Below are 22,847 nucleotides of genomic sequence, written 5' to 3'. Positions count from 1 at the left end.
GACGCGCAGCGTCGCTTCACGAGCCCCGGAATGACGAAACAGCGAGAGCGCCCTCTCGCCCTACTTTCCCGTAAACTTCGGCCTCCGCTTCTCGGCGAAGGCCTTCACGCCCTCCTTGAGATCCTCGCTGTCCCTGACCTCATCGAGCAACCGCCGCGCGTCGGCGACTGTTTCAAGAGGTCCCTTCGGCATCGCCTCGCGGGCGAGCTTCTTCAGCGCGCGGACCACCAGCGGTGCATTGCCGGCGATCTTCGCAGCCATCTCCTGCGCCAGCGCGAGGTGCTGACCTTTCGGCGCGACCTTGTTGACGAAACCGATCTGGAAGGCGCGTTCCGCCGACATCTCGTCGCCGACCAGCAGAAACTCCATCGCGATCTTGTGCGGCATCCGCGCCATCACCGATGAGACGCCGCCCGCGGTGGTGCCGATCCTTCCCTCGGGGTAGATGAAGCGCGTCGTCTCCGACGCCACACACAGATCGGCCATCTGGACCAGCACGAAGGCGCCACCCACGACCCAGCCGGATGTCGCGGCAATCACCGGCTTGTCCAGCTCGACGCCGAGGCCAGGCACGGCGTGCCACATGTTGGCGGGGAGATCACCAACGTCGGCGCCGACTGAGAAATACTTTTCCTCCGCCGAAGCCAGCACTGCGACACGATCGTCGCTGTCCCGAAACCGCAGCCAGGCGTCACGCAGCTCGGTACACAACGCGTTGTTGAGCGCGTTGTGCTTCTCGCTGCGTGCCATCGTGATGGTCGCGACGTAGTCGGCGCTCTCGTAACGAACGAGCGTCATGCTGGCCTCCCTGCTTTTATTGTTATTGTCTTTCGTCGCGGCTGCGCCGCGACGTTATTTCTTCTCGTCGGGATGCCGGTGCACCGGATCGACCCACAGCACGTTCTCCGGCTTCTCCACCGGTTCGATGTCGAGATTGATCGCGACCGCCTCGCCGTCGGAACGCACCAGCACGCATTCCAGCACCTCGTCGGGACTGGCGTTGATCTCCTGATGCGGCACGTAGGGCGGCACGAAGATGAAATCGCCGGGACCGGCTTCGGCGGTGAATTGCAGCTTCTCGCCCCAGCGCATCCGCGCCTTGCCCTTCACGACATAGATGATGCTTTCGAGATGGCCGTGATGATGCGCGCCGGTCTTCGCGTCCGGCTTGATGCTGACGGTGCCGGCCCACAATTTCTGCGCGCCGACCCGGGCGAAGTTGATCGCGGCCTTGCGGTCCATGCCGGCGGTCGACGGCACATTCGGATCGAGCTGGTTACCCGGAATCACCCGGACGCCGTCGTGCTTCCAGCGCTCGTCGTCGTGATGGTGATGATCGTGGTCGTGCGAATGGGTGTGATCGTGGGAACCGCTCATCGTTCTTGCTTTCGTTGGTCAAGTTTTCGTGCGTGGAACGCTACCGAAAAGCAGCCGCGCAGGCGAGCGGAAAATCGGAACGTTCCGGCGCCGCCGCGCGTTGCCCCTGCGAAGTTTCAAAGCATTTGGAGGAACAGGCCAATGGGTAGCACCACCGACAAGATCAAGGGTACCGCCAACGAGGCGATGGGCAAGGCCAAGCAGAAGATCGGCGAGGCCACCGGATCCGATCAGATGCAGGGCGAAGGCGCGATCCAGGAAGCTAAGGGCAAGGGCCAGAAGGCGCTCGGCGACGCCAAGGAGATCACAAAGGATGCCGTGAACAGGGCCGCGGCCGCAGCGAACAAGAAGCTCTGATTTGCCGGCGATCAGCTTTTGAGAAGGACCGGCCCATTCGGCTGGTCCTTTTCATGCCGCGATCAATCAGCCACGCGGCCGCGAATGTGCGAGCACATCCGGATTGACCACATTCGTCGGCGTACCGGCGGCGTAGGCCAATATCTGATCGAAGATATCGGTGAACTGGATCTCGTATTCGTCGCGCGAGACGTAGCCGAGATGCGGCGTGCAGACCACATTGTCCATGTTGAACAGTGGGTCGGCGGTGTCGCGCAGCGGCTCCTTCTCGTAGACATCGACCGCGGCCATTCCGGGCCGGCCGGCGCGCAGCGCGTTGACCAGTGCGCCCGGCTCGATCAGCGGCGCGCGGCTGGTGTTGACAATCAGCGCGGTGTCTTTCATTCGCGCGAGGTCTTCCGCCTTGACGATGCCGCGCGTTGCGTCGACCAGCCGCATATGGAGCGACAGCACGTCGCAGCGGGCAAAGAAATCGGCCTTGCTGGCGGCGGTCTCGTAGCCATCGGCGCGCGCCTTGGCCAGCGCCGGCTCGCGTGCCCAGACCAGCACGTTCATGCCGAACGCCCTGCCATAGCCCGCGACCACCGCGCCGATGCGCCCATAGCCGTAGATGCCGAGCGTCTTGCCGCGCAACGTATGGCCGACGCCGATCTGCCATTTGCCAGCCTTCAGCGCCGCCATCTGTTGCGGGATCGCGCGCATCGCGGCGAGGATCAGGCCCCAGGTGAACTCGGCAGTGGCATAGGACGGCGTATCGGCATGCTGGTCCGACGACACGATGATGCCGAGCCGCGTGCAGGTGTCGATGTCGATGTGCGGATAGACACTGCGCTGGCTGATCAGCTTCAACTTCGGCAGCCGTTCGAGCAGCGGGGTGCGGATCTGGGTGCGTTCGCGGATCAGCACCAGCGCGTCGGTGTCGCGCAGCCGTTCGGCGAGCGCATCGACGTCCTGGACATGATCGTTCCAGATCGTGACGTCGTAGCCGTCGAGCTTGCGGAAGCAATCGAGGGTGCGCAGCGTGTCGAAATAATCGTCGAGGATCGAGATCTTCATCGCTGCGCCCTCTTGTGGTGGGCCGGTTACTTGACGGCCATCCGGTTATTTTACGCCAAGCAGTTCGACGTCGAACATCAGCGTTGCATTCGGCGGGATCGCCCCACCGGCGCCGCGCGCGCCATAGCCGAGGTTCGGCGGGATGACCAGCGTGCGCTTGCCTCCGACCTTCATGGTGGCGACACCCTCGTCCCAGCCCTTGATCACGTGGCCCTGGCCGATCGGAAACTCGAACGGCTCGTTGCGGTCGACGGAGGAGTCGAATTTCTTGCCCTTCTGGCCGTTTTCGTAGAGCCAGCCGGTATAGTGCATGACGCAGGTCTGGCCGGTCTTCGGCGAGGCGCCGGTGCCGACCTTGCTGTCGATGATCTGAAGGCCTGAAGCTGTGGTCATGGGCTTTCCTGCGGTTTGGGCCATTGCCGTCCTGCCGGCAACGGACGTGGAGACTGCCGCCGCAAGTCCGGCGAACGCAGTCGTGATGATCGTGCGTCGGGAAGATCGCATCTTGCACCTCTCGTGAAGGACGGCCGTCTCTAGCCCAGCGCGGGCGAAATCCCTAGCCGCTTTTTCAGTGACCGGCCATGCCGTCATCGCGGTCCAGCGCAAAATCGTCGAGCAACGGCGAACTGCCGCCTGCGATGAGATCGCCGATCAGTTGCGCCGCCAGATAGGAAAAGGTGATGCCGTTGCCGCCATAGCCATACGCGGCATAGACGCCCCTTGCGCCGGGGACGGGACCGATCAGCGGCAGCCCGTCGCTGGTGGTATCGAACGTGCCGGCCCAGCGGTATTCGATCTCCGTTGCGGCGAACGGCCAGAGCGCGGCGAGACGCTGCACGAGCCGTCGCGCCTTCTCCGGGATCAAGCGGTCGCGGGCATCAGGCGCGATGATCTCATCGCTATCCTCGCCACCGATGATGATGCGGCCCGCCGGCGTCGTCCGGGCGTAAAGATAATCCTTGGCGTTCTCCCAGATCAGCGCGCCGTCCTTCCAGATCTTCTGCGGCTGCGGCGTGGTCGCAATCGCCCAGCTCGAGGACACGGTCTGGATCGTAGACCGAACGATATCCGGCATCACATAGCCGGTCGCCAGCACGACGGCTTTTGCGGCAATTTCGCGACCGTTCTCGAATCCCACGGTCACCGCTTCGCCCGCCGGATCGAAGGCTATGGCCTCCGCATCGAACTGCCGCGCACCGCGCGCGAGTGCGAGGTGGAGCAGCCCGCGGGCAAGTTGGAGCGGATCCGCATCCGCCGCGCCGGGCGAGACGATCGCGCCTGCGCGCGCTATACGGTAGCTCTCGAGCAATTGTCCATGATCGAGGAAGTCGCCGGGCAGGCCGGCGCGGCGGCGGAGCCGATGCTCATCGAGTAACTCGGTTACGGAGCTGCCGGCAGCCAGATAGAGCGAGCGCTTCTTTCTGATCTCTCCGGGCAGCTTGTGCTCACGAACCAGCGAGATCAGACCGGTCACGGCATCGAGGCTGGCCTGATAGGTACGCGCAGCCCGATCGAAACCATACATCGCGGTCAGTTCGACAAGCGGACGGTCGATCTCCCACAACAACATCGCGGTGCTGGCTGCCGTGCTGCCCCGGCCGGGCGCTCTCGATCAACAATGACGACGTCCAGCCCCTGACGGGTCAGGCGCTCGGCGACCAGCGAGCCGGTGATGCCGGCGCCAACGATAAGCGCATCGCAGCCGAGATTTTCCGACAGTGTGGGATACGGTGGTGGCGTTGCGGCGACAAACCATGGCGAGATGCCGCCGCGCAAATCGGCCTGGTCAGTATCATCTGAATCGAGGGAGCTGATGGCGGGCCTCGCGGGGAAAGGGCTCCCAGCACCAATCCCTGCGAGAACAGCTTGTTCCTCAACGCATATCCGGCCCTGCTGCCTGCGACATCAGTAGCCCAGCGCGCAGCCGTCCTTGCGCGGATCGGAGCCGCCGGTCAGCGTGCCCTTGTCCCAATCGATCCAGATGCCTTGGCCGCCGCCGAGCGGCGCGACCACGCTGGTGGTCTTGTGGCCGATCTTCTTCAGGCCTTCAACGATCTCCGCCGGCACGCTGTCCTCAAGCTGGTAGACGCCCTCGTAATGCAGGCCGCGCGGCATGTCGATCGCCTCCTGAAGGTCGCAGCCATAGTCGAGCATGTTGGTCAGAACGTGGGTCTGGCCGACCGGCTGGTACTGCCCGCCCATCACGCCATACGGCATCACCGCGCGGCCGTTCCTGGTGGCCAGCGCCGGGATGATGGTGTGCAGCGGACGCTTGCCCGGCGCGATGCAGTTCGGATGGCCGGGCTGGATGCGGAAGCCGCCGGCGCGGTTCTGCAGCAGGACGCCGGTCTTGTTGGAGACGATCGCCGAGCCGAACGAATGCGCGATCGAGTTGATGAAGGAGCAGACGTTGCGGTCCTTGTCGACCACCGTGATGTAGACGGTCGAGGGATTCATCGGCGGCGCCACGTTCGGCAATTCGAGCAGCTGGTCCATCCGGATGTTCCTGATGTGCTCGTCGGCGAACTCCTTGGAGAGGATACCGGCGACATCGACATGGGCGTGCTGGGGATCGCCGATATACTGCTCGCGCATCATGTAGGCGATGCGCGCCGCCTCGGCCTCGAGGTGGAAGCGCTCGATGCTGAGCGGCTTGAACTTGGTCAGGTCGAAGCGCGACAGGATGTTGAGCATCACCAGCATGGTGATGCCGGGGCCGTTCGGCGGGCACTGCCAGACGTCATAGCCCTTGTACATCGTGCCGATCGGCGAGGTCGTCTCGGTCGAGTGCGCCGCAAAGTCCTCCAGCGTGTGCAGGCCGCCGATACCGCGCAGCGTGTCGACCATGTCGGCGGCGATCTCGCCGCTATAGAAGGCGTCGCGACCTTTTTGCGCGATCGCGCGCAGCGTCTTGCCGAGTTCGGGCTGGCGAATCACGTCGCCGGCGACCGCAGGCTTGCCGTGTGGCAGCAGATAGCGCTCGGTGTTGGTGCCGTTCTTCAGCTTCTCAAAACCGTTCTTCCAGTCGAAGGCGATGCGCGGAGCGACGACATAGCCCTCTTCGGCGGCCTTGATCGCGGGCTGTAGCAGCCGGTCGAAGCCGAACTTGCCGTGATCCCTGAGGATCACGTCCCAGGCGTCGATCGCACCGGGAATGCTGACGGCATGCGCCGAGGTCAGCGGCACCGAATGGATCTTGCGTTCGAGATACCACTCGGCGGTGGCCGCCATCGGCGCCCGGCCGCTGCCATTATAGGCCGTGATCTTGCCCTCGCCCTTCGGCTGGATCAGCGCAAAGCAGTCGCCGCCGATGCCGGTCGATTGCGGCTCGATGACGCCGAGCAGCGCACAGGCCGCAACCGCAGCGTCGGCGGCGGTGCCGCCCGCGCGCATCACGTCGATGGCCACCAGCGCCGCTTCCGGATGCGACGTTGCAACCATCGCGTTCTGGGCGTGGACCGTGGAACGGCCGGCGAAGTGGAAATTCCTCATAACGGAGAGCTCGCTTGATCGTGATGGTCTGATGCTGCTGCGGCGGGTGGATGCGGAGTACATGGCACATTCGTCCCCGGCAGGGCAATGCATGGTATGCCAGAGGAATTATCCCGATAATGCATGGCTTTGCGGGGTTTCGCCGATCTGGCTGGCCTGATAAACCCCGGCCATGCCCCGCAAGGTCGCCGCCTTCTACCAGTTCGCCGCGCTGCCCGACTTCCGCGCATTGCGCGAGCCGCTGCGCGCGCTCTGTACCGGGCTTGATCTCAAGGGCAGCGTGCTGCTCGCACATGAGGGCATCAACGGCACCATCGCCGGCAGCGACGAAGCCATCGATGGTTTCGTCGCGGAGCTTAGGCACGGGCCGCTGTTCGGCGGGCGCCTCGACAATCTCGAGCTGAAATTCTCCGAAGCCACGCAGATGCCGTTCCAGCGGCTCAAGGTGCGGCTGAAGAAGGAGATCGTGACGCTCGGCGATACCACGGTCGATCCGACGCGGCAGGTCGGCACCTATGTCGACGCCGGCGACTGGAACGAACTCATCGCATCGCCTGACATCATGGTGCTCGACACCCGCAACGCGTTCGAGGTCGCGATGGGCAGTTTCGAAGGCGCGGTCGATCCCAGGATCGCGAGCTTCGGACAATTCAAGGAATTTGCCGCGCGGCACCTCGATCCCGCGAAGCACCGCAGGATTGCAATGTTCTGCACGGGCGGCATCCGCTGCGAGAAGGCGAGCGCCTATCTGCTCGCGCAAGGCTTCAGCGAGGTCTATCACCTCAAGGGCGGCATCCTGAAATATCTCGAGGAAACGCCGCGGCAGGACAGCCGCTGGCGCGGCGACTGCTTTGTGTTCGACGAACGGGTCGCGCTCGGCCACGGCCTGCGTGAACGTGGGCACGAGGACGCCGTGCATGAATGACGCGGCAAAGCTGAGCGAACGGATCGATGCGCTGGAGGTCCGCCTGACCTACCAGGATGAAGCCATCGAGACGCTGAACCAGACCATCACGGCACAATGGAAGCAGATCGACGCGCTGACGCGCCAGCTCGCCGAGCTGCGCGACCGGCTTCAGGAGGCGGAACGCCAGGCGCCGGGCCCCGCCAACGAGCGCCCACCGCACTACTGATCGGCGCCGCCGGATTACATGTTGCTCACCTGACGCATCGGCTTCGCGCCGCTGAAGAACAGGCTGGACAACCGCTGCACCATCGCCGTCGCGCGGCTTCCCTCGAGGCCCGGGCGAACACACAGCAGGCGCTTCTGCAACGGAAGCTCCGGCAGATAATAGTCCTTCGCCGAAATGAGGGAGGACGGCATGATCCGCTCGGGGCACGCCGTCAGGCCGTATCCCGCCCGTGCGGCTTCGAGTCGCAGCTGGTGGTTCGGGCTCCTGAACACGATCTTGTACGAGATGTTGTGCTTGGTGAGCGTCCGGATCATCCAGTCGTCACCCGGCCACGCCAGGATCGGGATCGGGGCGCCCGGCCGCAGAACAAAATCGCGTGACCGGACCCAAACCGAACGCTCTTCGGCTTCGGCGGCGATCGTCACCTCGTTTTCCGCCTCGAGCGAAGGGTTGCTGTAGACGAAGGCGATGTCGATGTAGCCGTCGATCAATCCTCTGATGACGGTCGGCGACATGTCGGCGTGAACCAGCACGTCGGCGAGCGCGTCGGTCGGGTGGAGCTTGAGGAATTCCTCGGCGAGCATCGTGCTTATTCCGAGCCGCAACGGCTGCGGTCCTTCGTGATTGCCGCCGAGCCGAAGCAGTTGGTCGTTCGCTTCAAGGATTCGCCTTGCCTGCTGCACGGCGACCTTGCCGAGCTCCGTCGTCGTGGTGCCGTTCGCCGTTCTGATGAAGAGCGCGCCGCCGACCAGGCTCTGCAGTCGCTTGATCTGCGAACTGATCGCCGGCTGACTGAGGCCGAGACGCTCGCCGGCCTTCGATAGACTTCCCGTCTCTGCAATCGCAACGACGGTGCGAACAATCTCTGTAGGGATATTCAAATGTTGACGTGGTCTATGCATTGCGAGCCCTCCAATCTCAGCACGGGGCGCAACTCCGATCTCCAGTATGTGATTCAGCTATACTAACATTTGGTTGCACTTTCGTTTAGCTGCAATTTACCGCGACGGCGCCGTGAATGCAGGCCATATGTATTGTTACGTGCATTGCCACGTAGTGCTACGGTATCGGACGGCTGCATCTGCACACGCACGCAGCACCTCCACACCATCAGCCCCCGGATTTCTGCGGGCACGGCATCAAAGATTCTGATCGCCCCATAACGTGTCGAGCACCCAATAAGTTTGAACGCTGTCATTGATCTGAATTGACGTCACTGATTCGCGGAAGCGTTTTCATAGTTTTCCTTAATCAAAGGCCCGCACCGTGGCGCCGTAGTTTGCGTTTCGAGGTGTGCCATGACGAGGTTATTTCGCTGTCGAAGCGGCGCTTCTGCTGTCGAATTTGCGCTGATGCTGCCGCTGTTTCTCGCCTTCATTTTCGGGATCATTGTATTCGGTTCGTATCTCGCGATGGTGCATGGCGTCCAGCAACTCGCCGCCGAAGCGGCGCGGTCGTCGATCGCCGGAATGACCGACACCGAACGCAACAGCCTCGCGACGAGCTACGTCACCGCCAACGCATCGACCTACCCGCTGCTGGTAGCCAGCAATCTCACCGTCAATGCCGCACCGTCCCCATTGAACGCCAACGTCTACGTCGTGACGGTCAACTACAACGCGGCCGGCAACTTCATCTACAAGCTGCCTTTCGTCCCCGCTCCGGCGAGCACCATCGTCCGCTCCGCTGCGATCCAGTACGGGGGATTCTAGCATGAGCGGCATCCTCATGCTGATGCGGCGCTTCGGTGCCGACGAACGAGGCAACTTCGCGATGATGTCGCCGGCCTGATGACGCTCCTGATCGGGTGCGCCGGGCTTGCCATCGATCTCGGCACGATCTTCGCCGACCGGCGCAAGACCCAGAGCACCGCCGACCTCGCCGCGATCGTCGCTGCCGCCAATCTGAGCAATCCGGTCAACGCCGCCTCCGCGACGGTGACGCAGAACAATTATCCGGCCAGCGCGCTGGTCAAGGTCGAGACCGGGACCTACACCGCAAGCAGCGCCATCGCGCCGCAGGCCCGCTTCGTGACCCCGGCGGTCGGCATTCCGAACGCCGCGCGCGTCACGTTGACGACCAAGACCCCACTCTACTTCGCGCGCTATCTGACCGGCGCGAGCAGCTTCGACATCACGACCACCGCCACCGCGACGTCGACCGAAATGGCCTCGTTCGCGATCGGGTCGCGGCTGCTCTCCGTCAACGGCGGCGTGATCAATGCGCTGCTCGGCTCGATGCTCGGCACCACGCTGTCGCTCTCGGTGATGGACTATAATTCGCTGATCAGCGCCAAGATCGACGCACTCGACTTCCTGTCGGCGCTGGCGACCCGGATCAACCTGACCGGCGTCACCTACAGCGACCTCTTGAGCAGCAACGTCAAGGTCGGCGACCTCATGGCGGCCGCGCTCACCACACAACAGATCACCAACGGCGCCAACGCCGCGACGACCGCGCTGTCGACGATCTCCCAGGCCGTCACCGGCTCCTCAACCAAGGTTTCGCCGGGCACCCTGGTCGATCTCGGTCCGTTTGCCAACCTGACGGTGGGCCAGAAGCCGAAGGTCGGCGCCAGCGTCTCGGTCTTCGACCTCATCAACACGGTGGCGCAGATCGCCAACGGCAGCCATCAGATCGCAACTTCAGTCAATCTCGGCCTGCCCGGCATCGCCAACGTGTCCGTGATCGCGACGATCGGCGAGCGCCCAGTCGGCTCGAGCTGGATCGCGATGGGCACCCAGGGTGTGAGCGTTCACACGGCGCAGACCAGGATCCTGGCGACGATCAACGTTCTCGGCTCCGGCAGCGTTTCCGCGATCAACCTCCCGGTCTATGTCGAGGTCGCCTCGGGTACCGCGACGCTCAACGCGGTGTCCTGCGGCCATCCGAACATCAACACCTCGCAGGTCACGATCGGCGTGACGCCGGGAATCGTCGACGCCTGGATCGGCAACGTCACGGTCGCCGACATGACCAACTTCACGACCAAGCCCAATCCGCCGCCGGCGCTGCTGGTCAATCTTGGCCTCGTCACCGTCACCGGCCTCGCCCATGCCGGCATGGGCAACACCACGCCAACCAACGTCAACTTCAGCTACAGCGACATCCAGTCCGGGACGAAGAAGACGGTGACGACGACCAACTTCCTCACGTCGCTCACGTCAACCCTGCTCGGCGACCTCTCGCTCACCATCAATGTCGGACCGCTCGGGCTTCCGATCCCGGGACTGGGCGCGCTCGTCATGAGCATCCTGAACGGCGTGACGAGTCCGATCGATCAGGTGCTGGCGTCCCTGCTCTCGACACTCGGCATCGGGCTCGGCCAGGTCGACGTCTGGGTGCTGGGCGTTCGCTGCGACGGCGCGGTGCTGGTGAACTAGGGCGTTCTCTGGGGAACGATCGCGAGCGGGCATCACATCGGGGTAGGAAGCTGCGTGAGTACAACAATAAAAAGATACAAGACCGACAGCCAGCGAACCGTCCTGATGAAGCGCGGAACGATCTTCTTCCGCAACGCCAGCGTCGGATGCCTTGTGCTCAACATCTCGACCGGCGGCGCGGGGCTGGCCGTGGAAGGCGATGTCGCAATTCCGTTCGCGTTCGATCTCGAGATCGAGAGCGAACCGATCCGGCGGCACTGCATTCTGGTCTGGCGGCTGGAGCGCCGGCTCGGCGTGACCTTCGAATTTGACCGGGTGCAGCGCCCCGAAAGCGGTCCGGTCTAGCCGGTCCAGCGCATCACGATACGGCGATTCCTGCCGCGGCGATCGCGCCCCACACCGCGGGCGCGGTGTGCTTCGAACCACCGCTCCGCAGTGAGCCGCTCCTCGCACGACTGAACCCATTTCGCATCGTGGTTAGCGAGCGCTGGGATATAATAGCTAATTGTCCCGATTGCCGTCGTGCTTCGACGGCGCGGGCTGCGTGGCACTGACCGGATCGGAGGCCGGGAAGGTATCCTCCAGCCCCTCCTTCAATCGGGAGCGTGCCTTGCGGTCGGCAGCCCGTGCCTCGTGCGGCTTCTCGGCGTGCTTGTCATGTCCAGCAGGATCGAATTTCTCGGCCATGTCGTCCCTCCATTCCGGGAGACAACGCCCCTCCGCAAACCGGGGTTCCAGAACCGCCTTGGCCCATTGCGCCGCAGCGTGTATCAGGGGCCAAATTTTGACCTTGATCAGGAACTTTCGCGTGCCCCAGGATCCCACCAAGAAGCCGCTCATCGACCTCCTGTCGGGCCACCGGCAAGCCGTGCCGCCGCTCTGGATGATGCGGCAGGCCGGCCGCTATCTGCCGGAATATCGCGAGCTGCGCGCCAAGGCCGGCGGCTTCCTCGATCTCTGCTTCACGCCCGAATTCGCCACCGAGATCACGCTGCAGCCGATCCGCAGGTTCAACTTCGACGCCGCCATCATCTTCTCCGACATCCTGGTGATCCCCTACGCGCTCGGCCGTTCGGTGCGCTTCGAGGCCGGCGAAGGGCCGCGACTCGATCCCCTGGCAACGCCCGGCGAGATCGCGACGCTGGCCACCCGGGCCAATTTCGACAAGCTCGAGCCGGTCTTTGAAACCCTGCGCCGCGTCCGCCGCGAGCTTGCGCCGAACATTACGTTGATCGGCTTCTGCGGCGCGCCATGGACGGTCGCGACCTACATGGTGGCCGGACAGGGCACGCCGGACCAGGCGCCCGCACGGATGCTCGCCTACCGCCATCCGGACGCCTTCGCCAAGATCATCGACGTCCTGGTCGAGAACTCGATCCACTACCTCGTCGGCCAGCTCAAGGCCGGCGCCGATTGCCTGCAGATCTTCGACACCTGGGCCGGCGTGCTGCCGCCACGCGAGTTCGCCCGCTGGTCGATCGAGCCGACCCGGCGCATCGTTGCCGGGGTGCGCAAGCAGGTCCCCGGTGCCCGGATCATCGGCTTTCCGCGCGGCGCGGCGGGCATGCTGCCGGCCTATGTCGAGCAAACCGGCGTCGATGCCGTCTCGATCGACTGGGCCACCGAGCCGTCGATGATCCGCGAGCGCGTGCAGAGCCGCGTCGCCGTGCAGGGCAATCTCGATCCGCTGGCCCTGATCGCCGGCGGCGCCGCGCTCGACCGCGCGGTCGACGATGTGCTGGAGAACTTCGGCAGCGGCCGGCTGATCTTCAATCTCGGCCACGGCATCCTGCCGGAGACGCCGATCGCCCATGTCGAGCAGATGGTCGCACGGGTGCGCGCGCATAGGGGGTGAGGCCTCGTGGCGCGGGTTAGCGGCCCCCGGCCCACTTTGTCACCGTCACCCTGAGGAGACCGCGGAGCGGTCGTCTCGAAGGGTCGATGGCCCGGGTCTCGCCACGGGCCGCGCATCGAAATATCGGGGCCGTGCATCCTTCGAGACGCGCGCAAGAGCGCGCTCCTCAGGATGACGGAACTGAAGACTGCTACCTTGCATCCTCCAAAATCATGTCCGACGCCTTCTCCGCGATCATGATCGTCGGCGCGTTGGTATTGCCCGACATCAGGTCCGGCATGACGGACGCATCGACCACGCGCAGACCCTCGACACCGCGCACCTTGAGCTGCTGGTCGACGACCGCGAGCGCATCGTTGCCCATCCGGCAGGTCGAGGTCGGATGATAGACCGTGCTGCCGGTGCGGCGGCAGAAATCGAGCAGATCGTCGTCGCTGACCACCTTGGCGCCGGGATCGACCTCCCCGACCGAGTATGACTTCAGCGCCGGCGCGGCCAGGATCTTGCGCAGGATGCGGATGCCGTCGATGAAGGCGCGGCGATCGGTCTCGGTCGCCAGATAGTTGATGCGGATTTCCGGCGGCACGCTCGGGTCCGCGCTCCTGATCTTCAGCGAGCCACGGCTCTCCGGACGAAGCTGGCAGACCGACGCCGTGAAGCCTGAGAACGGATGCAGCTTCTCGCCCATCTTGTCGGTCGAGAACGGCAGAAAGTGGATCTGGATGTCGGGCGATGCCAGCCGCGGACTGGTCTTGAAGAACGCACCCGACGTGCCGGCGGCAATCGTCAGTGGCCCCTTGCGCAACGCCGCGTAGCGCAGGCCGGCCATGACGCGGCGCACCGGATTGTTGATGACGTCGTTCAGCGTGACGCTCTGGGCGCAGCGCGTGACGATGCGCACCTGCATATGATCCTGCAGGTCGTTGCCGACGCCGGGCGCATCGAGCAGAACCTCGATGCCATGCTGCCTCAGCAGATCGGCGGGGCCGACGCCGGAGAGCTGCAGCAATTGCGGCGAATTGTACGCGCCGCTCGACACCAGCACCTCCTTGCGCGCTTTGGCCGTGCGCAACTGCCCGTTCTGCCTGTACGCGACGCCGCTCGCGCGCTTGCCGTCGAACAGGATGCGCTGCGCCAGCGCCGATGTCTCGACATGCAGATTGCCGCGCGTCAGCGCCGGCCGCAGATAGGACCGCGCCGTCGAGGCGCGCCGGCCGCGCCGCGTCGTGGTCTGGAAGAAGCCCGCACCCTCCTGGGTCGCGCCGTTGAAATCCGGGTTGGTCGGGATACCGACCTCGGCCGCGGCATGCACGAAAGCTTCCGACAGCGGATCGGCATGCCGCCAGTCCGATACCGGCAGCGGACCGCCCGCGCCATGATATTTGTCGCCGCCGCGCTGCTGATCCTCCGCCTTCCTGAAATAGGGCAACACGTCGTCATAACCCCAGCCGGCATTGCCGCGCTGCCGCCAGCGGTCATAGTCTTCGTGCTGGCCGCGGACATAGAGCAGGCCGTTGATCGAGCTGGAGCCGCCGAGCACCTTGCCGCGCGGCTGGAACACCTGCCGCCCGTTCAGGCCGGGCTCGGGCTCGGTCTGGTACATCCAGTTGACGGATTTTTCCTTGAACAGCTTGCCGTAGCCGAGCGGGACATGGATCCAGATGTTGGTGTCCTTCGGCCCGGCCTCGAGCAGCAGCACCGAATGCTTGCCGTCGGCGCTCAGGCGGTTGGCGAGCACGCAGCCGGCCGAGCCGGCGCCGACGATCACGTAATCAAATTCGGCGACGTCGTTCGGCGACGCGCCATCTTTGTTGTTGTTCATTGGTTTCCCCCGGCCATGCGGCGCGGCCGGCAGGGTTGCGCCCCTGCCCAGCATTGGGAAGAGACGTAGCGAGCGTGGCAGATACGGTCAAGAAAGTTAGCTGACGATCCGGAGCGGTACCACCGGACCTCTAACCGCGGGATCGGCGGCCACAAACCATCAACGCGACGGGCGCGTTCAGCTCTCTGCTTTTCGCCGCCGCGTACCGGCGCGCTGCTGGTTCCGGCGCGTCGGCTTGGTCACCGTCTGATCCACGCGGGAGCCGGACGGCAGGCCGTATTTCGCCGACGCCGCCTCCAGCGAGGTCTCCTCATCGGGCACATGGAGGCTCGAGAGAAAATCCGCACCGGCGCGCATCACGTGCTCGGCGGCAAGCGTCGCGGCAGCGCGCTCGTCGCCGGCGATGATGGCGCGCAGGATCGCGGCGTGCTCATCCCAGGTCCGCGCCTGGCGCACCGGATCGGTGGGTGCGAACAGCATCGCCGTGCGCTCGCGCAGGCGCTTCAGCAGATCGGCGAGCACGCGGTTGCGGCCGGCCTCCGCCAGTTCATGATGGAATTGCTGGTTGAGATCCGACAACAGGTCGTAGCGCCGTCCCGCGACCGCCTCGTTGCCCTGCTTCAACACCGCCGCGATCCGCTTGATGATGCTCTCTTCGCGGCGACGCGCAGCCAGGCGCGCGTTTTGTCCCTCGAGCAGCGCGCGGACTTCGACGGTCTCGCGCGCTTCCTCGTCGCTCATCGTGATGACCGAGGCACCGCGCCGCGCGGTCACCTCGACGAGCCCCTCCGACTCCAGCACGCGGATCGCCTCGCGCACGGGATTGCGGGAAACACCGAGCTCATCGGCGAGGCGGCCCTCGACCAGCCGCTCGCCGGGCTTCAGCCGCCGGCTCAGGATCGCCTGCCGCAGCTCCTCGATGACCCTGCCGTGGAGGGAGAGGTAGTCGTCGCCGAGACGTTTGGAGCTTCCGAGCTTGCCTGCCATGAACCGACCTGTCCGGCCGCGCTTCGCTCAATGCATGGACACCGGAGGTCCAACGAGCTGCCAGAGTCCTGGCCGATTGACCGCAGTTGCGTATTTAGACCGCCGGCTGCATGCCATCAAGCCGCGCTCATTCGCCGTCAACAGCTACAGGTCGAGCCGGCGGCACCGCGGCTTTCGGCACCCACGACACGCTCACGCTGCCGGTGAGAAAGGTCTGGCACGCCATCCGATAGCCGGCGGCGAACTGCGCGTCGGTGAGGTGCTTCCGCTCCTTCGGCTTGATCGCATCGGTGTTCTCAATGCCTTTCTCGATCAGGCATTTGCAGGTTCCACACAGGCCGCCGCCGCACTTGAACGGAATGCCGCCCTGCTCGCGCAGCGAGACGCGCAGTAGATTGCTGTTCTCCGCCGCGGTGACGGTTTTCCCGCCATTGGTCAGAAACGTGACTTCGATCATCCCGCCATCCGCTCAGCGCTTGCGCAGCTTGGTGTCCATGTGACCGAATGTGATGAGGTGCTCGAGCTCGTGCAGCGCCCGCTCGGGGGTCTCGAACTTCTCGAGGAATTTCGAGGGCACCTCGTTCACGATCGGCGGCGACCAGGCCTCGTCGATCACCCTGACCTTGGTCTCCTCGACCAGCTCGGCAATCACGAACGTGGCTTTCCTGATGCCGTAGAACAGGTAGTCGTAGGCCGCGAGCGGCCGCAGGCCGTCAGCGATCTCGGTGCGAAACTGCCCCGGCTTACTCGTCAGTATCACATACATCGGTCACGTCCTCCCAACCGCGGCGCCGGCCGGCGCGACGACGTCGACCAGCGGGGCTGCCTCCTGCGACAATTCAACGTCATGCGTGAGCCAGAGCTGGCAGGCGAGGCGATAGCCCTGCTCGATCCTGGCACCGAGGCGCTTCTTTTCCTTCCAGTTCGGCTCCGGCAAGTGCTCGCCGCCCTTGATGATGAGCGACGCGCACTTCCCGCACTTCCCCATCCCGCAGCCGTAAAGGAAGTTGGGATAGGGAAACTGGCGGATGCCGGCGCGGACGACGAGATTGGTATTCTCCTTGACCTCGCCGACAAAGGTCTCGCCGTTGCGGTGAAAGATGACGTTGGGCATCGCGCCGCTGCTCCCCGCGGCTCAGGCCTGCAACAGCACGCGTTCCTCAGCGGAGACGCCGCTGGCAAGATCAAGCTCCGCCAGCGGAATGTCGCTTGCGACATAGTCGTGGTACAGCGCGGTCGTATAGAGCAGCCGCATCTGTGCGCCGATCTCGCAGATCTTGAGGCAACGCTGCTGCAGCTCGACCGTATTGGCGTGCTCGAGCACGATCTGGTAGCCGCGCTCGCCGTGAATCTCGTCCGACACGATGTGAAGGTCGAAAAACTCGACTTCCTCATCGGTGAATTTGTACTTCTCGCGCAGGGTCGGCGTCTGCTTGCGATAGATCGAGGGCACCTGCGATTCCAGACCGACCACGAGGCCGGCCACCGCGACGATCGGATCCTCGCGCATCGCGACCGCATAACACCAGCTCTGCAGCCCGCGCGTCGTCGGCGTCATGTTGTCGGGGTTCTTGATGCGCGCCGCAGTCGTGCCGCAGGCCTCCGCGAAGCGGATCAGCAGATCGGTGTGACGGTCGCCCCCGATCTCTTCCTCATACATATTGGCGAGCAGGAAGTCCTTGGCTTCCTGGTACTGCTCCGGCATCCGCGCATAGATGTAGCCGAGGTAGTCGGCGAACGGACCGACATAGTGGTAGTGGTTCTCGGCCCAGCGCGCGAGATGCGCGCGGCTGAGCTTGCCGCTCGCCCAGGCGACGCTGAACGGAGCCTTGTTGGCGCTCTTTCCCTTGATGGCATTTTCGAGGGCCGCTCGAAATTCCACGTGATCCATCAGCTTTTGCATCGTGGCGCTCCTGTGCCGTGAAGAAATCGCCGTCCGGCAACGGACCATCGGTTCGTTTCGGTCGGCTATTTCGGTATACTGTATACTATCTTGGCGCCTGTCAACACCGAAGGCCGGGTTCCCCGCCGTCCATCCCACCAGACACCAACCGCATTGAATTGCCGCTATTTTTTGCTTCTAATGCACAAAAAATGCCCCATCCTTTTGCGACGCACGGATTGCAAGCTCGCAATTTGCGCTTGCCATTGCGGAATACAGTATACATTATTCACCGCATTAGAGGGGGAAGCAACAACCATGCAGCACGCTCCGATCGTTGCCGCGCACTGGGTCTATTTGCTCGGCGTCGCCGTCATCGTTCTCACCATGATCTGGCGCGCCAACGTCGTGGTGCCGTCGGTGATCGCGACACTCCTGGTCGCGCTTGCCTGGACGCACAGCCCGGTCGCGGCGCTTGCCAGCGTCTTCAACGCGAGCTTCACCGCCGCCAAGGAGCTCTTCAACATCTTCCTGGTGATCGCGCTGATGACGGCGCTGCTGAACGCGCTCAAGGTGCTGCGCTCGGACATTCGCATGGTCGAACCGTTCCGCGCCATTATGAAGAGCGGACACACCGCCTACTTCGTGCTTGCCGCCATCACCTATGTGATCTCGCTGTTCTTCTGGCCGACGCCGGCGGTGCCGCTGGTGTCCGCGGTGCTGCTGCCCGCGGCGATTGCGGCCGGCCTGTCGCCGCTCGGCGGTGCCATTGCGATCGCGATCGCCGGACAGGGCATGGCGCTGTCGTCGGACTATGTGATCGGCGTTGCGCCCGGGATCAGCGCCAAGGCGGCCGGCGCCGCGGTCAGCGCCGCCACCGTCGCGGACCGCGCGCTGGTGCTGTCGCTCATCACGGGCGGCATCGCGTTGACGCTCGCCTATCTTTCGATCCGCAAGTCGATCACCAAGCCCGACGAGCGGCTGCTGGAGCGCTGGCAGGCGCAGTCCAGCAACGGCGAATTGGCGCGGCTGGAGCAGGAAGGCAGCTTCGACAAGGCGGAGATCGCACGCGGCACCGCCGACGGCCAGCGGCCGCTCGCGACCCAGGCGCAGATCGACAAGGAACTCGCCGGGGTGCCGACGCGCCGCGAAGGCTGGTCGAAATTCTTTGCGGTTGCGACCCCGCTCGCCTTTCTCTGCGTCATCGCCGTGATGGTGCTGGCCAAGCTTGGCATCGGCCACGACCTCAAGGGCGGCGACGCTGCCGCACTGGTCGGCGGCGTCGCCGCGATCCTGATGATCTGCGCATCCTTCATCACCGATGACCTGCGCAAATTCCTCGACACCAGCGCCGACCACGTCACCGAAGGCTTCGTCTTCGCATTCAAGGCGATGGGCTCCGTGCTGCCGATCGCGGGGTTCTTCTTTCTCGGCGCCGAGCCGGGCCTGTCTGCGCCGATCCTCGGGGTGCCCGCGGCCCAGGCGCCGAGCCTCCTGTTCGAACTGATCCAGACCGCTCAGGCCTGGATCCCCGGCAACGAGATTTTCGTCGCCTTCGGCATCCTGATATCAGGCATGATCACCGGCATCGACGGCTCGGGCTTTGCCGGCTTGCCGCTGACCGGCTCACTGTCGGGCGCGCTGGCACCGTCGGTCGGAATGGAGCCCGCGACGCTCGCCGCGATCGGCCAGATGGGCGCGGTGTGGACCGGCGGCGGCACCCTGGTGGCCTGGTCGTCGCTGATCGCAGTGGCCGGCTTCGCGCGCGTCCCCGTGTTCCAGATCGTGCGGACGGCGATGATCCCCGTATTGACCGGGCTCGCGGTGTCGACCGTCTGCGCGGTGCTGATCTGGCATTGAGGAGAATCCTGTGACGATAGCTGAAACGACGATACGCAACGCGCCCCCTTCCGCGGAGGGCAGCGCAGGGATCGAGGAATTTCCGAACCTGATCGCCGGCGAGCGGATCCCGAGTACCTCCGGCAGATCGTTCGTGAACATCAATCCCGCCGACACCAGCGACCTGGTCGGACGCTTCCAGGAATCGACCGCCGCCGATGCGCAAGCGGCCGTCAATGCCGCGGCCGCGGCGTTCGAAGGCTGGAGGCGGACGCCGATCTCCAAACGCGCCGCCATCCTGAACCGGGCCGCGGATCATCTCGAGGCCCGCGCCGATCACATCGCGCGGGAGATGACGCGGGAAATGGGCAAATCGCTCGGCCTCGCGCGTGACGAGGTGCTGCGCTCGGCGCAGACCCTGCGGTTCTATGCCGTCGAGGGACAGTCGCTCACCGGCGAGGTGTTTCCGAACGACGATGCAGACATGACGGTCTATACGTTGCGCGAGCCGCTCGGCGTCGTGTCGGTGATCACGCCCTGGAATTTTCCGATTTCCATCCCGGCGCGCAAGATCGCACCGGCCCTCGTCACCGGCAACACGGTGGTGTTCAAGCCGTCGTCCGATGCGCCGCTGAGCGGCTATCGTCTGGCGGAGGCGCTGATTGCGGCGGGCCTGCCGAGCGGCGCGCTCAACTTCATCACCGGGAAGGCCGGCGAGATCGGGCCTGCGATCACCGAGCCGCCGGTCATTCGCGCGATTTCCTTCACCGGGTCGACATCCGCCGGCGAACAGATTTGCCGCGCGGTCAGCTTCACGACCCGCACGCAAATGGAGCTCGGCGGCAAGAACCCGCTGATCGTCATGGACGACGCCGACCTCGATCTGGCGGTCGATTTGACCGTCAAGGGCGGCCTGTCGCTGGCCGGCCAGGCCTGTACCGGCACCAGCCGCGTCCTGGTCATGAAGCAGGTGCGAGCCGAGTTCACCGCACGGCTGCTCGCCAAGGTGAAGGCGATCAAGATCGGCAGCGGCCTCACCAGCGGAATGGAGATGGGGCCGCTCGCCACGGCCAGGCAGCTCGAAACCGTGCTGCGCTACGTCGCGATCGGGAAGAAGGAAGCAACGCATCTCCATGGCGGCGATCGGCTCACCGGTGCCGCCTATGACGGCGGATACTTCGTCTCACCCGCGATCTTCACCGATGTGACCCAGGACATGACGATCGCACGTGAGGAGATTTTCGGCCCGGTCATCGCGATCATCGAGGTCGACAGCTATATTGACGCGATCGCCAAGGCCAATGCCAGCGAGTACGGCCTGTCGGCCGCGATCGTGACGCGCAATCCGCGCGCGATGCACGATTTCGCCAATGACGTCCAGTCCGGCACGGTGAAGATCAACCGCACCACCACCGGCAATTTGATCAACGCGCCGTTCGGCGGATTGAAGCGGTCGAGCACTTCGACCTTCCGCGAGTCCGGCCGCACCGGCCTCGAATTCTACACCCAGATCAAGACGGTCTACCGCGGCACCTGAGCCGCGGTCGACGACTTCACTCCAATCCTGGACCAAAGCGATGAGACAGTCTTTCAAACTCGAACTTGCCGAAGCCCGCCACATGATCGCGGCCGCGATCCGCAAATCCGCCGAGATCGGCATTGCGGAGACGGTCTGCGTGACCGATGACGGCGGCTATCCGCTGGCGTTGGAGCGGATGGATGGCGCGCGGGTCACCGGCCCGCAGATCGCCTGGAACAAGGCGTTCACGGCGGCCGGACACAAGCGCTCCACCCATCTGTTCAACCAGCCACCGAACGGACCTGCCCTGCCCGGCAACGAAGCCTTCGGCATCCAGTGGAGTTTTGACGGAAAATTTGCAGTGTTCGTCGGCGGCTTTCCGATCGTCGTCGACGACGAGGTTGTCGGCGGCATCGGGTTGAGCGGCGGCAACGGCGAGCAGGACACCCAATGCGGCGTCGCAGCCCTGCAGGCCTTGCAGGAGCTGCTGCACGGCCACCGCGTGCTGGTCGCCGCCGACATCAAGAAGTGACTGATGTCGCCGGGAACGACTGATGTCTCGCACCGAGACCTTCGAGCAGTTGCCCGACGAGCATATTGAGCTCGTCGGCGCTGCCGGCGGCTCCGAAGACGTAACGGTCGGGCCGCACGATGACCGCGGCGGCGCCATGTTGCCGCATCCAGTCGGCGAACAGCCCATCGCGCTCGACCACGTTCAGAATGCCGTTGGCATCGCCGCTTTCACCTGACGTGGCGATGACGACACGTTCGCCGGCGAGATGCTGCCAAGCGGCACGGGACGCGTCCGACAGCCACGCCATCGGCTCCGCGGCTGCCGTCACGATCGCGAACTCCAGCCTCAGCAAATCGTCGAGCCGGCACGTCCGTCCATCCGGCGCACGCACATGCGGCTGCACGAACAGCCGCCCGGCGAGAACGGCATCGCGCGCGATCAGACCGGAGACGAGATCGGGAATGAATTTCTGCCTGATGGTTTCGGCCTTGCCGGCCTTCAGGTCGGCGCGCAGCCGCACGTCACGTTCGGCGGCCGCTACAGGATCGAGTTCGCCGATGATCTTGCCGAACTCCTTGGCGCTGGCCACGACGGCGCGGACATGCGCCTTGCGCTCGATCTCGTAAGCGTCGAGCAGCGTCTCGCCGGCATCGCCACGGAGAACCAGCCTCAGCTTCCAGGCAAGGTTCACGGCATCGCGGATGCCGGCGCACAGCCCCTGCCCGAGGAACGGCGGCGTCTGGTGCACGGCATCGCCCATCAGGAGCACACGGCGGTCGCGCCAGCGCTGCCCAAGCAGCGCATGAAAGCGATAGACCGCCGAACGCCAGATCGTGAGATCGGAAATGTCGGTGAAGCCCTTCAGCAGTTTCGCGACGTTGTCGGGTGCGCCGGCCGCCTCGGGATCCTCGCCCGGCAGCAACTTGATCTCCCAGCGCCGCAGATTGCGCGGCCCCGGCACGAAGGTGCCCGGCCGCGACGGCCAGCAATACTGAAAGCTCCGGGCCGCCCGCTTGGCGGGATCGCTGGTCAGCGTATCCACCACCATCCACCATTCATCGAAGGCAAGGTCGTCGAGACCAATGCCGAGCTGCTTACGCACGAAGCTGTTGGCGCCGTCGCAGCCGACCAGATAGCGCGCGCGGATCAGGAACTCCTCACCTTGCTCGCGCCGCGCCGTCAACGTCACCGCGCGCTCGTCCTGCTCGAGCGCCACGCCGGCCGTTGCGAGGAAAACGTCGACATGCGGATATTCGGCGAGCTTCTCGCGCAGCGCCTGCTCGACATCCGGCTGCACGAAAGTCACGTTCGGAATCCAGCCGAGCGGATACGGCGGCGGCATCGGGTCGAAGATCTTGATGATCTCGCCGTCGACGCCGAGATAATGAGAGCCGTTATGCGGGGCGATCGCCTGCTCCATGAAATCTCCGAGCCCGATCGCCTGCAGCACGCGCAGCGCCTCGTGATCGAGCGTGATCGCGCGCGGCTTGTCGTAGATGTCGGCGGTGCGCTCGACGACGGCGACGCTCAGGCCGGCTTGCGCGAGCAGATTGGCGAAGATGGCGCCGACCGGCCCGAGGCCGACGATGGCCGCGTCATACAAGGGATCATGCCCGGGTTTCGCTGACATC

Annotated in this window: 24 protein-coding genes and 1 pseudogene; 10 read left to right on the top strand and 15 right to left on the bottom strand. The window is 64.7% G+C overall.

All coding sequences use genetic code 11. The annotated features are described in order from the left end of the window. Positions 1–60 precede the first annotated feature (60 nt). Positions 61–798: an enoyl-CoA hydratase/isomerase family protein gene (locus tag H8B02_RS09935; RefSeq protein ID WP_229166084.1), complete on the bottom strand. Its 738-nt coding sequence runs from the start codon at positions 796–798 to the stop codon at positions 61–63. 54 nt (positions 799–852) lie between these two features. After that, positions 853–1,377 (bottom strand): cupin domain-containing protein, encoded by a 525-nt coding sequence (locus tag H8B02_RS09930; protein ID WP_076866333.1) that lies wholly within the window; start codon positions 1,375–1,377, stop codon positions 853–855. A gap of 141 nt (positions 1,378–1,518) precedes the next feature. Between H8B02_RS09930 and H8B02_RS09925 the strand changes: the two genes are divergently transcribed. Next, the gene (locus tag H8B02_RS09925; RefSeq protein WP_229166083.1) at positions 1,519–1,734 is read left to right on the top strand and encodes a CsbD family protein; all 216 of its coding nucleotides are present in this window, start codon (positions 1,519–1,521) and stop codon (positions 1,732–1,734) included. Between the two features lie 66 nt (positions 1,735–1,800). Here H8B02_RS09925 and H8B02_RS09920 read toward each other — a convergent pair whose 3' ends face one another. The 4 genes and pseudogenes from H8B02_RS09920 to ggt form a co-directional block, all read right to left on the bottom strand. Continuing rightward, positions 1,801–2,790: a D-2-hydroxyacid dehydrogenase family protein gene (locus H8B02_RS09920; protein WP_229166082.1), complete on the bottom strand. Its 990-nt coding sequence runs from the start codon at positions 2,788–2,790 to the stop codon at positions 1,801–1,803. A 45-nt stretch (positions 2,791–2,835) separates the two neighbouring features. Continuing rightward, complete coding sequence (locus H8B02_RS09915; RefSeq protein WP_229166081.1) at positions 2,836–3,294, bottom strand: FKBP-type peptidyl-prolyl cis-trans isomerase; 459 nt, start codon at positions 3,292–3,294, stop codon at positions 2,836–2,838. 64 nt (positions 3,295–3,358) lie between these two features. Beyond that, a pseudogene (locus tag H8B02_RS09910) lies at positions 3,359–4,566 on the bottom strand (NAD(P)/FAD-dependent oxidoreductase). A gap of 129 nt (positions 4,567–4,695) precedes the next feature. After that, positions 4,696–6,282, bottom strand: a complete 1,587-nt coding sequence (gene ggt / locus H8B02_RS09905) for a gamma-glutamyltransferase (RefSeq protein ID WP_229166080.1) — start codon at positions 6,280–6,282, stop codon at positions 4,696–4,698. Positions 6,283–6,454: 172 nt separating this feature from the next. On the opposite strand from ggt, the gene trhO reads away from it, so the two are divergent. Both trhO and H8B02_RS09895 read left to right on the top strand, forming a co-directional pair. Then, positions 6,455–7,207, top strand: coding sequence for an oxygen-dependent tRNA uridine(34) hydroxylase TrhO (gene trhO, locus H8B02_RS09900; RefSeq protein ID WP_229166079.1), 753 nt, complete (start codon positions 6,455–6,457; stop codon positions 7,205–7,207). Next, a complete protein-coding gene (locus tag H8B02_RS09895; RefSeq protein ID WP_050401697.1) occupies positions 7,200–7,415 on the top strand; it encodes a SlyX family protein in 216 nt (71 codons plus the stop codon). The genes trhO and H8B02_RS09895 overlap by 8 nt, the downstream gene beginning before the upstream one ends. A gap of 14 nt (positions 7,416–7,429) precedes the next feature. Here the strand turns inward: H8B02_RS09895 and H8B02_RS09890 are convergent, their stop codons facing one another. Next, on the bottom strand, positions 7,430–8,317 hold the full coding sequence (locus H8B02_RS09890; RefSeq protein ID WP_229166078.1) for a LysR family transcriptional regulator: 888 nt from the start codon (positions 8,315–8,317) through the stop codon (positions 7,430–7,432). A 396-nt stretch (positions 8,318–8,713) separates the two neighbouring features. Here H8B02_RS09890 and H8B02_RS09885 point away from each other — a divergent pair, with 396 nt between their 5' ends. The 3 genes from H8B02_RS09885 (at position 8,714) to H8B02_RS09875 (ending at position 11,143) form a co-directional block, all read left to right on the top strand. Next, positions 8,714–9,127: a TadE/TadG family type IV pilus assembly protein gene (locus H8B02_RS09885; protein WP_229166077.1), complete on the top strand. Its 414-nt coding sequence runs from the start codon at positions 8,714–8,716 to the stop codon at positions 9,125–9,127. 78 nt (positions 9,128–9,205) lie between these two features. Further along, positions 9,206–10,798, top strand: a complete 1,593-nt coding sequence (locus H8B02_RS09880; RefSeq protein ID WP_312000756.1) for a TadG family pilus assembly protein — start codon at positions 9,206–9,208, stop codon at positions 10,796–10,798. A gap of 105 nt (positions 10,799–10,903) precedes the next feature. Then, on the top strand, positions 10,904–11,143 hold the full coding sequence (locus H8B02_RS09875; protein WP_229166076.1) for a hypothetical protein: 240 nt from the start codon (positions 10,904–10,906) through the stop codon (positions 11,141–11,143). 156 nt (positions 11,144–11,299) lie between these two features. Here the strand turns inward: H8B02_RS09875 and H8B02_RS09870 are convergent, their stop codons facing one another. After that, positions 11,300–11,485: a hypothetical protein gene (locus H8B02_RS09870; RefSeq protein WP_229166075.1), complete on the bottom strand. Its 186-nt coding sequence runs from the start codon at positions 11,483–11,485 to the stop codon at positions 11,300–11,302. Between the two features lie 121 nt (positions 11,486–11,606). Between H8B02_RS09870 and hemE the strand changes: the two genes are divergently transcribed. After that, on the top strand, positions 11,607–12,653 hold the full coding sequence (gene hemE / locus H8B02_RS09865) for a uroporphyrinogen decarboxylase (protein WP_229166074.1): 1,047 nt from the start codon (positions 11,607–11,609) through the stop codon (positions 12,651–12,653). A 190-nt stretch (positions 12,654–12,843) separates the two neighbouring features. On the opposite strand, the gene H8B02_RS09860 is transcribed toward hemE, so the two are convergent. From H8B02_RS09860 to H8B02_RS09835, 6 genes are all read right to left on the bottom strand, one after another. Next, positions 12,844–14,475 (bottom strand): GMC family oxidoreductase, encoded by a 1,632-nt coding sequence (locus tag H8B02_RS09860; RefSeq protein ID WP_229166073.1) that lies wholly within the window; start codon positions 14,473–14,475, stop codon positions 12,844–12,846. Positions 14,476–14,652: 177 nt separating this feature from the next. Next, on the bottom strand, positions 14,653–15,462 hold the full coding sequence (locus tag H8B02_RS09855) for a GntR family transcriptional regulator (protein WP_229166072.1): 810 nt from the start codon (positions 15,460–15,462) through the stop codon (positions 14,653–14,655). Between the two features lie 127 nt (positions 15,463–15,589). After that, a complete protein-coding gene (locus tag H8B02_RS09850; RefSeq protein WP_229166071.1) occupies positions 15,590–15,919 on the bottom strand; it encodes a 2Fe-2S iron-sulfur cluster-binding protein in 330 nt (109 codons plus the stop codon). A gap of 12 nt (positions 15,920–15,931) precedes the next feature. Further along, positions 15,932–16,228, bottom strand: coding sequence for a ferredoxin (locus tag H8B02_RS09845; protein ID WP_092124473.1), 297 nt, complete (start codon positions 16,226–16,228; stop codon positions 15,932–15,934). 3 nt (positions 16,229–16,231) lie between these two features. Then, positions 16,232–16,576 (bottom strand): 2Fe-2S iron-sulfur cluster-binding protein, encoded by a 345-nt coding sequence (locus H8B02_RS09840; protein ID WP_092124472.1) that lies wholly within the window; start codon positions 16,574–16,576, stop codon positions 16,232–16,234. Positions 16,577–16,597: 21 nt separating this feature from the next. Further along, on the bottom strand, positions 16,598–17,365 hold the full coding sequence (locus H8B02_RS09835; protein ID WP_173641155.1) for an iron-containing redox enzyme family protein: 768 nt from the start codon (positions 17,363–17,365) through the stop codon (positions 16,598–16,600). A 297-nt stretch (positions 17,366–17,662) separates the two neighbouring features. Here H8B02_RS09835 and H8B02_RS09830 point away from each other — a divergent pair, with 297 nt between their 5' ends. From H8B02_RS09830 to H8B02_RS09820, 3 genes are read left to right on the top strand one after another with little or no spacing between them, the layout of a single operon-like run. Then, the gene (locus tag H8B02_RS09830) at positions 17,663–19,204 is read left to right on the top strand and encodes a hypothetical protein (RefSeq protein WP_229166070.1); all 1,542 of its coding nucleotides are present in this window, start codon (positions 17,663–17,665) and stop codon (positions 19,202–19,204) included. A gap of 10 nt (positions 19,205–19,214) precedes the next feature. Continuing rightward, positions 19,215–20,720 carry an aldehyde dehydrogenase family protein gene (locus H8B02_RS09825; RefSeq protein WP_229166069.1) on the top strand — a complete coding sequence of 502 codons (1,506 nt, stop codon included), beginning with the start codon at positions 19,215–19,217 and terminating at the stop codon, positions 20,718–20,720. Positions 20,721–20,760: 40 nt separating this feature from the next. Next, positions 20,761–21,234 (top strand): GlcG/HbpS family heme-binding protein, encoded by a 474-nt coding sequence (locus H8B02_RS09820; RefSeq protein ID WP_229166068.1) that lies wholly within the window; start codon positions 20,761–20,763, stop codon positions 21,232–21,234. Here H8B02_RS09820 and mhpA read toward each other — a convergent pair. After that, entirely contained in the window at positions 21,224–22,846 is a 1,623-nt protein-coding gene (gene mhpA, locus H8B02_RS09815) for a bifunctional 3-(3-hydroxy-phenyl)propionate/3-hydroxycinnamic acid hydroxylase MhpA (protein WP_229166067.1), read from the bottom strand. The two genes, H8B02_RS09820 and mhpA, sit on opposite strands and share 11 nt — an antisense overlap. Between the last annotated feature and the right edge of the window lies 1 nt (position 22,847).

This window comes from Bradyrhizobium altum (genome assembly GCF_020889705.1).
Taxonomy (GTDB): Bacteria; Pseudomonadota; Alphaproteobacteria; order Rhizobiales; family Xanthobacteraceae; genus Bradyrhizobium; species Bradyrhizobium altum.
The sequence above is the reverse complement of the archived record's forward strand: the minus strand, read 5'-3'. Positions and strand labels throughout refer to the sequence as shown.

Bases quoted from the DNA above. Each gene is read 5' to 3' on its own strand.
- H8B02_RS09930 (WP_076866333.1), bottom strand. From the start codon at position 1,377: ATGAGCGGTTCCCACGATCACACCCATTCGCACGACCACGATCATCAC.
- H8B02_RS09895 (WP_050401697.1), top strand. From the start codon at position 7,200: ATGAATGACGCGGCAAAGCTGAGCGAACGGATCGATGCGCTGGAGGTC.
- H8B02_RS09830 (WP_229166070.1), top strand. From the start codon at position 17,663: ATGCAGCACGCTCCGATCGTTGCCGCGCACTGGGTCTATTTGCTCGGC.
- H8B02_RS09860 (WP_229166073.1), bottom strand. From the start codon at position 14,475: ATGAACAACAACAAAGATGGCGCGTCGCCGAACGACGTCGCCGAATTT.
- H8B02_RS09850 (WP_229166071.1), bottom strand. From the start codon at position 15,919: ATGATCGAAGTCACGTTTCTGACCAATGGCGGGAAAACCGTCACCGCG.
- H8B02_RS09875 (WP_229166076.1), top strand. From the start codon at position 10,904: ATGAAGCGCGGAACGATCTTCTTCCGCAACGCCAGCGTCGGATGCCTT.
- H8B02_RS09935 (WP_229166084.1), bottom strand. From the start codon at position 798: ATGACGCTCGTTCGTTACGAGAGCGCCGACTACGTCGCGACCATCACG.
- H8B02_RS09855 (WP_229166072.1), bottom strand. From the start codon at position 15,462: ATGGCAGGCAAGCTCGGAAGCTCCAAACGTCTCGGCGACGACTACCTC.
- mhpA (WP_229166067.1), bottom strand. From the start codon at position 22,846: ATGTCAGCGAAACCCGGGCATGATCCCTTGTATGACGCGGCCATCGTC.
- H8B02_RS09870 (WP_229166075.1), bottom strand. From the start codon at position 11,485: ATGGCCGAGAAATTCGATCCTGCTGGACATGACAAGCACGCCGAGAAG.
- H8B02_RS09880 (WP_312000756.1), top strand. From the start codon at position 9,206: ATGACGCTCCTGATCGGGTGCGCCGGGCTTGCCATCGATCTCGGCACG.
- H8B02_RS09845 (WP_092124473.1), bottom strand. From the start codon at position 16,228: ATGTATGTGATACTGACGAGTAAGCCGGGGCAGTTTCGCACCGAGATC.
- H8B02_RS09835 (WP_173641155.1), bottom strand. From the start codon at position 17,365: ATGCAAAAGCTGATGGATCACGTGGAATTTCGAGCGGCCCTCGAAAAT.
- H8B02_RS09920 (WP_229166082.1), bottom strand. From the start codon at position 2,790: ATGAAGATCTCGATCCTCGACGATTATTTCGACACGCTGCGCACCCTC.
- H8B02_RS09840 (WP_092124472.1), bottom strand. From the start codon at position 16,576: ATGCCCAACGTCATCTTTCACCGCAACGGCGAGACCTTTGTCGGCGAG.
- trhO (WP_229166079.1), top strand. From the start codon at position 6,455: ATGCCCCGCAAGGTCGCCGCCTTCTACCAGTTCGCCGCGCTGCCCGAC.
- H8B02_RS09925 (WP_229166083.1), top strand. From the start codon at position 1,519: ATGGGTAGCACCACCGACAAGATCAAGGGTACCGCCAACGAGGCGATG.
- H8B02_RS09890 (WP_229166078.1), bottom strand. From the start codon at position 8,317: ATGCATAGACCACGTCAACATTTGAATATCCCTACAGAGATTGTTCGC.
- H8B02_RS09915 (WP_229166081.1), bottom strand. From the start codon at position 3,294: ATGCGATCTTCCCGACGCACGATCATCACGACTGCGTTCGCCGGACTT.
- H8B02_RS09885 (WP_229166077.1), top strand. From the start codon at position 8,714: ATGACGAGGTTATTTCGCTGTCGAAGCGGCGCTTCTGCTGTCGAATTT.
- H8B02_RS09820 (WP_229166068.1), top strand. From the start codon at position 20,761: ATGAGACAGTCTTTCAAACTCGAACTTGCCGAAGCCCGCCACATGATC.
- ggt (WP_229166080.1), bottom strand. From the start codon at position 6,282: ATGAGGAATTTCCACTTCGCCGGCCGTTCCACGGTCCACGCCCAGAAC.